The sequence below is a fragment of the Rhodanobacteraceae bacterium genome (assembly GCA_016713135.1).
Classification (GTDB): Bacteria; Pseudomonadota; Gammaproteobacteria; order Xanthomonadales; family SZUA-5; genus JADKFD01.
The window spans coordinates 630,868-642,615 of sequence record JADJPR010000020.1 but is presented as its reverse complement, the minus strand read 5'-3'; the positions used below and the strand labels follow the sequence as shown (position 1 = coordinate 642,615).

Sequence of the window (11,748 nt, the reverse complement as noted above, 5' to 3'; positions counted from 1 at the left end):
ACCGGTTCGCGTCAGTCAGCGATCGCCTTCCACACGGCGAAACGTCGAGGTGCTGCCGTCCTCCTCCAACAGCTCGACCGTGTAGGACTGCACGCGGCCGTCCGGCATCTCCATGCCGGGCGAGCCGAGCGGCATGCCGGGCAGGACCAGACCGCGCGCCTTGGGCCGTTCAGTCAACAAGCGACGGACGTCCTCGGCGGGAACGTGACCCTCGATCACATAGCCGTCGATCTCTGCCGTGTGACAGGAGCCTTTGCCGTAGGGGACGCCAAGTCCTGCCTTGATCGGCGCGAGGTCGTCGGTGTCGCGCACCTCAACGGTAAAGCCGGCTTGTCGCATGTGTTCGACCCACAAGCCACAGCAACCACAGCTGGGAGTCTTGTGCACGACCATTGCCGGTGTCGTGTCCGACATGGGGGTGGGTGTCGCGACCTGCTGCGCGCTTGCGGTCGTGCTCGTGGCGTCCGGGTCGCGTGCGCAAGCGGCTGACATCATCAGCGCTGCGAGGCTCGCGAGGCCCCACGCGGCGCTGCTTCCACCTGTGCGGCGGCTCATCGCTGTGCCCTCGACGACCAGTGCAGATGGACGATCGTCCAGCCAGCTCCGGTCTTGCGCAGGATCGCGGTCTCGGTCGACGAGATCATCAGCATCTTGTCGTCCTTGCTCGCGTGAATCTCGCTCTCGCTGCCGACCCAGACCAGGTCGCCCGATGCCTGGGCCGTCCTGCGCTTCAGCGTGATGTGGGCGGTCTTGAGGAACTCGGCGTCGTGTTTGGCGTGTCCGCCGAGGTACTCATCGCGGGTACGCTCGGCGCCGCCGCTTTCGAGGATCAGCACCGCCGGATCGAGATCCGCGGCAACGCCGTCGAGATCGCCCGCGCTCAAGGCGGCCGAGAAGCGTTCCAGCACCGCAACGGCGTCGGCGGCTTCGGGCGAGATGCTGAGCGTGGCGCCCGCCGTCACGCGGCCGGCGGCTACTTGCGTTGAGCCGTGTTTTTCATTGCCGTGGGCCCAGCCGATCGGAGCGGCGAGGGCGAGGGCCAAGGCGAGGGAAGTCATTCGAATGATCATCGGTTTCTCCAGTTCGAGATGAGGCGCAGGCCTCGTGGGTGGCTGATTCAGTGTTGATGGTCGTTGTCGGCGTGGTCGTCGCCCGCGGGCGCTGCCATCGGATCTTCGACGGGCTCAAAGGACGAACGCTCCGGGTTCGCGCCTTCGTGTGCAGCATGCGGATCGCCACCGCCGACATCGGTTTCGCCGCCGCCGTGGCTGTGGCCATCGCTGGCCGCAACTCGTGCCTGGTACTGCGCGGCGGTCATGCCCGGAAACTGCTGCATGAAGGCGACCATGCCCCACAGGTAGCGATCGTCCATGCTCTTGCCCCAGGCCGGCATGCCCGACGCCTTGATGCCGTGCTTGAGCACCCAGAAGGCCTCGCGAGGATCGGTCTGGCCGAGGGCATCCCAGCGCGGCGGGCGCGGGTACAGGCCAACGCTCAGTTCGGTTTCCTGCGCGTCGGGGCTGAGATGGCAGGTCACGCACATGGCGCTGTAGTTGCCTGCCCCGTTGCGGATCAGTTCGGCGTCGGACAGGTCGGGCACCTGAATGTCGGCCGCCCGGACTGCGATCGAGCGTTTGCGCGCCACCTCGAGCGCGCGATGGGTCGCAGACCAGTGCGGGTCGTCGGCACCGACGTTGTAGATGCCGCTCCAGATGACGGCGGCGGCGATCACCATGCCGACCAGTACCAGAACAACGAGGGTCTTGAACAGATTCATAAGGTGCTCCCTATCCCATCTTCATTTTGGAGTGATCGACCGGCTTGGCTTTGAGCGTGGGCGACGGGCCAGGCGGCGGGCCGCGTCTCGCGGGCTTTCCGAAATCTGGATCGGCGCTGATGCGATGCGCGACCGTGCCCTTGGGGTTGGGGTACCAGCCCGGATCGCGGAAGTCGCCGGCGGCGAGGTCATCGCGCACCTTGACCACGGTGAACATCCCGCCCATTTCGAGATTTCCGAACGGGCCCTTGCCCATCATCATCGGCAGGGTGTTCTCGGGGCCGGTCATGTGGCCGGAGTCGGTGTGCTCCTGGTGCTCGGCCATGCCGCCTTGCCCCATCGCCATGTAGCCCGGCAGCAGTTTGCGGATCTCCGCCTCCACGCCAGATTGATCGACGCCGAGCGTGTTCGGAATTTCGTGGCCCATCGCGTTCATCGTGTGGTGCGACATGTGGCAGTGGAAGGCCCAGTCTCCGGGCACCGCGACGAACTCCAGATCGCGCGTCTGGCCGACGCCGACGATCTCGGTGGTCTCCGGTCGCCACAGGGTTTTGGGCCAGCGGCCGCCGTCCGATCCGGTGACGTGGAATTGCACACCATGCATGTGAATGGGATGGTTCCACATCGACAGGTTGCCGACGCGCACGCGCACGCGTTCGCCGGTCCGCGCGACCAAGGGCTCGATCGCGGGGAAGACCTTGCTGTTCATCGTCCACAGGTCGAAGTCCTGCATCACCGACGGATCGGGCCGATAAGTGCCAGGATGCAGCGCCCAGTTATGCAGCAGGATCGCGTAGTCGCGAGCGATGGGCTCAGGCTCGCCGTCCCTGGGGTGGATGATGAACATGCCCATCATGCCGACCGCCATCTGCACCATCTCGTCGGCATGCGGGTGGTACATGTGGGTGCCGTGCTGGCGCAACGTGAACTCGTAGACGTAGGTCTCGCCGGGCTGGATCTGCGGCTGGCTCAGCCCGCCGACGCCGTCCATGCCCGACGGTAGCAGCAGGCCATGCCAATGCACGCTGGTGTGCTCGGGCAGGCGGTTGGTCACATAGATGCGCACCCGGTCGCCCTCGACCGCCTCGATGGTCGGGCCCGGCGTGGTGCCGTTGTAACCCCAGCACTTGGCGCGGCAACCGGGCGCGAACTCGTGCTCGATCTCTTCGGCCACGAGGTGGAACTCCTTGACTCCATCGACGATGCGGTGCGGCAGAGTCCAGCCATTCAAGGTGCGTACCGGGCGATAGCCGTCGGCGGCGGGAGCAGGCAAAGGTGCAGGCGCGGCGGCTGCGGCGACGGAGTGGCCCTGGTGGTCCTGCGCGGCGGCGCGCTGCGCCCACAGCCCGAATGGGGCCAGCGCTCCCAGTCCCGCGAGGCGAAACCATTGGCGGCGAAAAGGGTTCATGGCGTGTCTCCGTGGTCGTGCTGAGGCTCGGCTTCTTCATCCGCGGGTGCGACGGGCGCGGGCGTGGTCGACTTGCGGTGCTCGCGGTGCGGATCCACTGGCTGCGTCGGCACGGACATGTCATGGCCGGCGTGCGGATCGGGTGGGGAAGCGGGTTCCGGCATGCGATGACCCGCGTGCGGATCGCGCTCCCGGCCGCTGTGCATGCTGTGATCCATTGCCGCCGGAACACCGGCGGCCGGGAGGATGGCTTCCACGCCGATGGCAGGCTCTATCGGCGAATCGTCGTCGGGCAAGCGGCCGCCAATTGCGCCCCGCAGTTCGGCGCGGGCGACCCAGTAGTCGCGCACCCCTTCGAGGTAGGCTTGGTAGGCGTCGTACTCCTGCTGTTTCGCCAGCAGCAGCTCGAACACACCCACCAACATGAAGTTCACCTGTTCCTGCGTGCGCGCGACAATGGCCTCGCGGCGCGGGACCAATTCGACGCGATGGCGTTCTGCGATGGTGTGCGCCACCGCGACTGCGTCCAGGCCCAGCCGCGCATCGTTCTGCACCGACAGCAATTTGGCATCGAGTTCGGCGCGCGCCTGTTGCAACTCCGCCTCGGCGCGCGCAACGCTGCCCTGTCCCTGGTTGAAGATCGGAAGTGCCAGCGAGGCGAAAGGACCGGTTGCTTGGGCGCCGTCGAACTCGCGTTCATCCTCGTAGCCGACCTCGATGCCGCCCAGCCAACGCCATCGCCGGGTTACGCCAAGGGCGTCTTCGCGCAGCGCGACCGTGCGGCGCACGGCGGCCAGGTCGAGACGCGTTTCGAGCGCGGATGCGACCAGTGCGTCGGCGTCGTAGCCGATCGCGCGCGGGGCGGGCAACTGCGCCTGCGTGGTCCATTCTCCGCCGGTCGACAGACCGATCAGCGCTGCCAGTCGGTGTCGCGCACGCAAGGCGTTCGAGTTGGCCGCCAGTGCTTCGATGCGGGCTTGCGTGGCAGCTGCACGTTCTTGTTCGAGCTGCAGGCGGTTGATATTCCCGGCATCGAAGAAGCGTTGTGCCAGTTCGGCCGACTGCTCGGCGGCGCGCGCCACCAGATCACGCATCGCGGCGATCTGCTGGGCGCCGACCGCCTCGTACCACGCCACTTCCACTTCAGTCGCGATCTCGAGCACCGCGCCCGACACCGCCAGTTGCAGCCGCTCCAGCTCACCCTCTGCGAGACGCTTGCGTACCGGAAGGAGGAGTAGATCGGTCAAGCCGAGCGACAGGCTGCGCGTGATCTGCGTACCCTCGCCGCCGTCCGGCGAGAGTCGAAGAAAGCCAAAACTCGGGTTCGACAGGCGACGCGCATCCTCCAGATCTGCGCGACCGAGGCCGAGTCGCACGTACTCCTCGCGCAGCCGTGGATTGTTGAAGAACGCAAGCCGGACGGCGTCCTCGACGCCGATCGGCGCGGTCGGAACCTGCGGAGCGGGATCGGCGCCGAGCGGCGACCAATCGGGGGGCACCGAGCGCCGATCCGCGATCAGGTCGCGGGATTCGGAATAGCCGCGCTCGCGCGGCAGACTGGCGCAGCCAACCAACGCCAGCGCCGCCGCGACGCTCGCGGCGGAACGAAAAAACAAAGCCATAGACTCAACCTCACAGGCGACAGGCGCTGTCCTGAACGGACGCGCAGACGCGGCAACGGGCGTGCGAGCGCCGGATGGCGCCCACACGGACAGTCGTTACGCGTTCAGGCCGCGGGTGGGCGTAGCGGAGGAGAGTCGCGATGCAAAACGATGTGCGCAATCAACCGCGAATGCGCGGTGCGGATCGGCTCAACTACCGACATGCAAGTTGCCTGCAAAGACAACGCTGGAGGAAGTACACAGCCGCATTGGCAGGATGCGCCATCGCAACAACTTCCATCGTCTGGCGAAGCAGGCTCCGACGGAGCGTCGCTTCCGTCGGGGTGATGATGGTCGCCCATCGAATGAGTTCCATGATCGCCGTGCGCCATCCCAGCCATCGCCCACGGCGCCCAAACGCTGTTCACGATGAGCGTTAGCGAGAGCAGAAGCTGGAGTAGGGTCCGGCGCATTGGGCAGTAGACTGCAACTGGACATGGAAAGTTTCAACTGATTACGCGTGCCGGTAGCAGTGTCAGTTCTCGCCGTGGGCTTGGCGAACCTGACGAAATCATCGATACGGGGCGCGGCGGATCACCTCGACCGACGGGGCGATGATCACGGGGAACTGCGGAATCCGCACCGACCCGCATCTGTTATCACGGGCCTAAACTGTGAGGTTTGCTGCGAGGAACGGTTGCACCACCATCTCTCGTTTGCCTGCAATGACCTCCTTCGTCTTGCGTGGACTGTAGATTGCTCGGCGCGACCCACCCGAGCTGCCGCAAGTACGCATTCGCGGCCTGGAACCCGCAACAAGCCACACAGCGTCTACCACCATGCTGGTCTCCGCTCGACAGCTTCGCGCGGCGGCCGATACGGGGGTCATGCAGAAGCTGGATTTGTCGGGTCATGGGCGACGAACTGGAGAGACTTCGAGCGGAGAACGCGCGCCTTGTCTCCCTGCTCGAGGCCAACGGAGTCGAGTGGCGGCTTCCCCCTGCATCTGCACCGCAAGTCCAAGCTGAGCCGGAAGGTCAGCGCCTGTCGACCGCCGAGAAGTTGGTGCTGTTTCGTCGGTTGTTTCGCGGACGCGACGACGTCTATGCGGTGCGCTGGGAGAGCAAGGCGACCGGGAAGTCAGGCTATGCGCCGGCATGCGCCAACGAGTGGCGACCAGGCATCTGCGAGAAACCCCGCATCAAGTGCGCGGATTGCGGTCACCGCAAACTCTCGCCACTGACTGATGCGGTGATCTATGCCCATCTCGCTGGCGACCAGACGATCGGCGTCTATCCGTTGCTGGAGGACGACAGTTGTCACTTTCTCGCCGCGGATTTCGATGACGCCGAATGGCGGGAGGATGCTGGCGCCTTCGTTCAGTCCTGCCGAGAGCTCGGTGTGCCGGTTGCACTCGAGATTTCAAGGTCAGGCGAAGGCGCGCACGCTTGGGTGTTCTTCGCCGGCCGGGTTGCAGCGCGTGATGCGCGGCGCCTGGGTGCCGCGCTCATCAGTCATACGTGCGCGCGAACCCGGCAGCTGAAACTGGGCTCTTACGACCGACTGTTCCCCAACCAGGACACGATGCCGAAGGGTGGCTTCGGGAATCTGATCGCATTGCCGCTGCAGAAAAAGCCGCGCGACCAGGGGCGCAGCGTGTTCGTCGACGCGAATCTGCATCCGTTCCCGGACCAATGGGCCTTTCTCGCATCCATCCGCCCGATGGCGCCCAACGATATCGAGCCCACGATCCTTCGAGCGACCGGCGGAGTGCATCCGCTGGACGTGTCGTTCATCGACGAAGAGGACCTGGCAAAGCCTTGGCAGCGGAGCGAATCGTTGGCGCAGAAGCTGAGCGGACCAATGCCATCTGCGCTCAACGTCACGCTCGCAAACCTTGTCTACTTCGAGAAGGCGCAACTACCGCAGTCGCTCGCAAACCGCCTGATCCGTCTGGCCGCGTTCCAGAACCCGGAGTTCTACAAGGCACAGGCGATGCGCCTTTCAGTGTGGGACAAGCCCCGTGTCATCGGCAGCGCCGAGAATTTTCCGCAGCACATCGCGTTGCCCAGGGGTTGTCTCGAACCCGCCATTGCGCTGCTCAAGAGCAACAGTATCCGCTGCGAGATTGAGGATGTACGCCATGTTGGCGACCGACTGACTGCCAGCTTCATGGGCACGCTTCGTCTCGATCAGGAGGCGGCTGTAACCGCGATGCTTCACAGCGATTTCGGCGTGCTTTGCGCGCCGACCGCGTTCGGCAAGACGGTGACGGCCGCTGCCTTGATCGCGAGGCGTGGCGTGAACACGCTGGTGTTGGTGCACCGCACCGAGTTGCTCAAGCAATGGCAGGAACGACTTCGGGCATTTCTCGGCGTCGGCAAGGACGTCATCGGCACTATCGGCGGCGGCAAGGCCAAACCCACCGGCAAGATCGACATCGCGGTCATGCAGTCGCTCTCGCGCAAAGGGGAGATTGACGCGCTGGTTGAGAGCTACGGGCACGTGATCATCGATGAGTGCCATCACGTCGGCGCGGCATCCTTCGAAGCCGTTCTCAAGCGCGTCAAAGCCAGGTTCGTATTGGGTCTGACTGCGACGCCGATTCGGCGCGATGGGCAGCAGCCGATCATCTTCATGCAGTGCGGGCCGATTCGGCATGTCGTCGCGAAGGCTGTCGGCGCGCCGAGTGACCTGGAAGTGCGGCCACTGCTGCGCCACGAGCGAATCGACTTGCCGTTGGAGTCGGGAATCCAGGAGGTGTTCCGACACCTGGCCAACGATTCTGATCGCACCCGGGTTGTGGCGGCTGAGATTCGCGCCGCCTTCATGGAGGGTCGAAAGGTCCTTGTGCTGACCGAACGCACCGAACACCTTGCCGCCATCGAGACAGCGCTGAACGGGACCGTGACCAGGCTCTTTGTCCTGCACGGCCGCATGTCCCAGAAGCAGCGTGCCGGTCTGATTGAGGGAATGGATGCGCTACCGCCTGATGCACCGCGCATCCTGCTGGCTACCGGGAAACTCGTCGGCGAGGGTTTCGATCACCCGTCGTTGGATACACTGGTGCTGGCCATGCCGATTTCGTGGAAGGGAACGCTCGCTCAATACGCCGGGCGCCTGCATCGCGAGCATGCGACCAAGGCCGACGTGCGGATCGTCGATCTCGTCGACACCGGTCACCCGGCGTTGCTGCGCATGTGGGACAAGCGACAGCGCGGCTATCGGGCGATGGGGTATCGAATTGCTGCTGATTCTGATCGCGACGAAGCCTCGGCGAGGCTCGTCCGAGGGGTTGGGCGCTCCTCCGATCTGCCGGGACCAACACATTCTCAGTTCACCAACTGACAATTCCCCATTGCGAAACGTCTCTCAAAATCAATAGGTTAGGCCATTCCATGCCGGATTGAACTGACATTTCTTGCGCTAGAGCAGGCGGATTCACCCTTGACCTGTCAGTTCGTAGCGGCGCCCTCCACCTTCGCCAACCGGCTTCGGCCGTGTCCAGCCACAACTGTTGTTGCAGGTGTCCTTTTCCCGTACAATGTACGGACAACACTCCGAGCATGCTGATGAGCGCAGCGACAGATCGCCTGGATATCCGACTGCCGCCCGACGAGAAGCGGGTGCTGGCTCGTGCTGCGAGGTTGGAAGGGGTCAAGGTGAGCCAGTTTGTTCTGGCGCCAGCTCTTGAGCGCGCGCGCAAGGTGATTGCTGAGGCCGAGCAGTTGGCGGTCACGTCGAAGGCATACCAGGACGTGCTCGACGCGCTTGCAAATCCACCGCAACCGACCGCTGCGTTGATCCTGGCCATGCGCGACTACGAAGCCGCTGGCATCCAGTGGCGCTGATCGTTTGCGCGCTCGACAAGTCCGCGCACGATCGGGCCGGCTTCAAGTGCGGAAATCCGGATCTCGACGAGTTCCTGCGCACCAAAGCTGCCAAACATCAATCCCAGCGGATCTCGCGCACTTTCGTGCTGGTTTCCGAGGCTGATCCCAGGCGCATTCTGGGCTACTACAGCCTTAGCAATTGCCAGATCGACCGCGAACTGCTGAGTGACGACGTTGGGAATGCACTACCCCGACATCCCATCCCTGCCGTGCTGCTAGGCCGACTCGCAGTGGACATGCGCGAACGCGGCAAGCGCTTTGGAACCTGGCTGCTGATGGATGCCCTCAAGCGAACTGTGCTTGTTGGCCAGCAAAGTGGCGTTTTTGCGATGGTGGTCGATGCAGCCGATGCCAGGGCGCGAGATTTCTATGTTCGCCACGGATTTCTTTCGATCATCGACCGCCCCATGACGCTGTATCTGCCACTCGAAACCGGTCTTCGCGCCATGCGTGCGGTTCAGCCCCAATAACCGCGGAGTCTCGGATCGAGGGTGCTGCCACGACGAGCGTGCGGCTGGGATCTGCAGTGGCCGCCATTTTGCCGCGATGCGAATCAAAGAGTAGCAGTCCTCACATGCAAAAGCTTTCTGCAAGTGCTTTTCGATGATCGCCGGATAACGCCCGCATCTGTTCTCACCAGCCCAGCCCTCACTGTTTGCGCCGTGGGGGGCTCTGCCCACCACTCTCGGTTCCAACCGACTCTCCCGGAACGCCTGAAAGCGCGACCAGTGCGCACGGTTGAGGGTTCCGGCGCAGAGCTCCCCTGGGAGCGGGTTCACTCCGCGATCTCTATGCCCTGTTCCCGAAATCCCCGACCCATCCAGGCTGGGCGTATCTTCCGGGCATCACCTCTCATTGAACGCGGGCCGCCAATCCATGTGCCCATCCGCGCCAGCAGCCCATAAACCATGACCGAGCCCGGCGCCGGCATCGCTGACACCCGCGGCCATTACCGCCGCCAGCGCAGCCTCTACGCCGACGACCTCACACATTTTCTGGCGTGCCCGCCTGAGTCCGTCCTCGGCCTCCTCGCCGGTGCGACCGGATTCCAGCTCACGCTCGAACAACGAGGCGCCTGGACCGAGCAAGTTGACCTTCTGCACGCTGCGCTGCGAGGCCTGGAAGGACGCGGCCGGATCTACTTCGAGTACGCGATCCCGCGCCTGGGCAAGTGGATCGATGTGCTGCTGGTGCTCGATCACGTGGTCTTCGTCATCGAGTTCAAGGTTGGCGAGGCCACGTTCAATCGCGCCGCCATCGATCAGGTTTGGGACTACGCGCTCGATCTGCGCAACTTCCACGAGACCAGTCACAGCGTTCCAATCGCTCCGATGCTGGTCGCCACCAAGGCCAAGCCGGTGATCCTCGGCGTAGCCCTGCGCGCCAACGACCCGCTGATGCCGGAGCCAGTGTGCGTCGGCGCCACGCAGATCCGCGCGGTCATCGAGAATGTGCTCGAACTGCTCAACGGCCCGATGCTCGATCCCGATGCCTGGGAGCGCGGGCGCTACCAGCCGACGCCGACGATCATTGAAGCAGCGCGTGCGCTGTACGCCGGGCATTCCGTAGAGGATATCTCCCGCAGCGACGCCGGCGCGGTGAACCTGACGCGCACCTCGGCGGTGATCGATCGCATCATTCGCGACGCGCGCGGCAAGGGACGCAAGGCGATTTGCTTCGTCACCGGCGTGCCGGGCGCCGGCAAGACGCTGGTCGGTCTTAATGTCGCCACCAAGCACCGCGACAAGAACGCCCTGCACAGCGTGTTTCTGTCCGGTAATGGCCCGCTGGTCGCCGTGCTGCGCGAAGCCCTGGCGCGCGATCACATCCAGCGCGAGCTGGCGCAAGGCCGCAAGATCACCAAGGGCGAAGCGCGGCGATTGGTGAGCGCATTCATCCAGAACGTGCACCACTTTCGCGACGAGTGCCTGATCGACCCGAACCAGCCGCCGGTTGATCACGTGACCCTGTTCGACGAAGCCCAGCGCGCCTGGGATCGCGCGCAAACCAGCTTCTTCATGCGCCGCAAGAAGAACCAGCCGGATTTCGACCAATCTGAACCGGAGTTCCTGATCTCTTGCCTCGACCGCCACCCGGATTGGGCGGTGGTTATCTGTCTGGTCGGCGGCGGTCAGGAAATCAACACCGGCGAGGCTGGTGTGAGCGAGTGGATCGCTGCATTGCTGCGCAGTTTCCCCCACTGGGAAGTGCACCTGTCGCCGAAACTGCACGGCAGCGAATATCGGGCGGAGGCCGGCATCGCCCAACTACGCGCCAGCCACACTATCATCGATCACGAAGCCCTGCATTTGGCCACCTCGATGCGCTCCTTCCGCGCCGAACGCCTCAGCGAATTCGTGCGACTGGTGCTGGAGCGTGAAGTCGCCGCCGCTCGCGACGTGCTTCGCGAATTCGCTGACCGCTATCCCATCGTCCTCACCCGCAGCCTGCCGCGCGCGAAGCAATGGCTGCGTGAGCACTCCCGCGGACAGGAGCGCTACGGGATTGTCGTGTCCTCCCAAGCCCAACGCCTTAAGCCTCACGCCATCGACGTCCGCCCGAAAGTCGACCCCGTGCACTGGTTCCTGCACGACAAAGATGACGTCCGTTCGTCCTGGCATCTGGAAGACGTCGGCACCGAGTTCCTGGTTCAGGGGCTCGAATTGGATTGGGCCTGCGTCGTTTGGGACGCCGACCTGCGCCATGGCAAAACCGGCTGGCAACACGGCGAATTCGTCGGTACCCGCTGGAACCGCATCCACAAAGCCCCACGCCAGCGTTACCTCGAAAACGCCTATCGCGTGTTGCTGACACGCGCGCGTCAGGGCATGGTGATTGTGGTGCCCGAGGGCGACCCGAACGACCCGACGCGGCGGCCGGGGCTGTATGACGCGACGTATGAGTTTCTGGGGGAAACGGGAGTGGCCGTGTTGGAGTAGGGGCGCGGGAAAAGCGCGTAGACGTGGCGCAGACGCAGGAACACCCGCTGCGGCTCAGGGTTGCAGAAGGGACACCAGCGCGGGTCTTCGTTGGCTGCGCTCGGGGGCATCGGCTGCACCAAGGGCTGAT

General features: G+C 64.5%; 9 protein-coding genes. 4 read left to right on the top strand and 5 right to left on the bottom strand.

Translation table 11 applies throughout. From position 1 onward, the window contains the following. Positions 1 to 15: 15 nt before the first annotated feature. The 5 genes from IPK27_17680 to IPK27_17660 all read right to left on the bottom strand — a co-directional run bounded on the left by IPK27_17680 (position 16) and on the right by IPK27_17660 (position 4,894). Positions 16 to 393: a DUF411 domain-containing protein gene (locus IPK27_17680; GenBank protein MBK8069384.1), complete on the bottom strand. Its 378-nt coding sequence runs from the start codon at positions 391 to 393 to the stop codon at positions 16 to 18. A 158-nt stretch (positions 394 to 551) separates the two neighbouring features. Further along, positions 552 to 1,043 carry a nuclear transport factor 2 family protein gene (locus IPK27_17675; GenBank protein MBK8069383.1) on the bottom strand — a complete coding sequence of 164 codons (492 nt, stop codon included), beginning with the start codon at positions 1,041 to 1,043 and terminating at the stop codon, positions 552 to 554. 74 nt (positions 1,044 to 1,117) lie between these two features. Continuing rightward, complete coding sequence (locus tag IPK27_17670; GenBank protein MBK8069382.1) at positions 1,118 to 1,771, bottom strand: cytochrome c; 654 nt, start codon at positions 1,769 to 1,771, stop codon at positions 1,118 to 1,120. A 16-nt stretch (positions 1,772 to 1,787) separates the two neighbouring features. Next, positions 1,788 to 3,185 (bottom strand): copper oxidase, encoded by a 1,398-nt coding sequence (locus IPK27_17665; protein ID MBK8069381.1) that lies wholly within the window; start codon positions 3,183 to 3,185, stop codon positions 1,788 to 1,790. Then, positions 3,182 to 4,894, bottom strand: a complete 1,713-nt coding sequence (locus IPK27_17660) for a TolC family protein (GenBank protein ID MBK8069380.1) — start codon at positions 4,892 to 4,894, stop codon at positions 3,182 to 3,184. Before IPK27_17660 ends, IPK27_17665 begins: the two co-directional genes overlap by 4 nt. Before the next feature lie 804 nt (positions 4,895 to 5,698). Between IPK27_17660 and IPK27_17655 the strand changes: the two genes are divergently transcribed. From IPK27_17655 to IPK27_17640, 4 genes are all read left to right on the top strand, one after another. Beyond that, positions 5,699 to 8,134 carry a DEAD/DEAH box helicase family protein gene (locus tag IPK27_17655; protein MBK8069379.1) on the top strand — a complete coding sequence of 812 codons (2,436 nt, stop codon included), beginning with the start codon at positions 5,699 to 5,701 and terminating at the stop codon, positions 8,132 to 8,134. 218 nt (positions 8,135 to 8,352) lie between these two features. Continuing rightward, positions 8,353 to 8,637 (top strand): DUF1778 domain-containing protein, encoded by a 285-nt coding sequence (locus IPK27_17650; protein ID MBK8069378.1) that lies wholly within the window; start codon positions 8,353 to 8,355, stop codon positions 8,635 to 8,637. Next, positions 8,628 to 9,149, top strand: a complete 522-nt coding sequence (locus IPK27_17645) for a GNAT family N-acetyltransferase (protein MBK8069377.1) — start codon at positions 8,628 to 8,630, stop codon at positions 9,147 to 9,149. Before IPK27_17650 ends, IPK27_17645 begins: the two co-directional genes overlap by 10 nt. A gap of 438 nt (positions 9,150 to 9,587) precedes the next feature. Then, positions 9,588 to 11,618 carry a DUF2075 domain-containing protein gene (locus IPK27_17640; protein MBK8069376.1) on the top strand — a complete coding sequence of 677 codons (2,031 nt, stop codon included), beginning with the start codon at positions 9,588 to 9,590 and terminating at the stop codon, positions 11,616 to 11,618. Positions 11,619 to 11,748 lie beyond the last annotated feature (130 nt).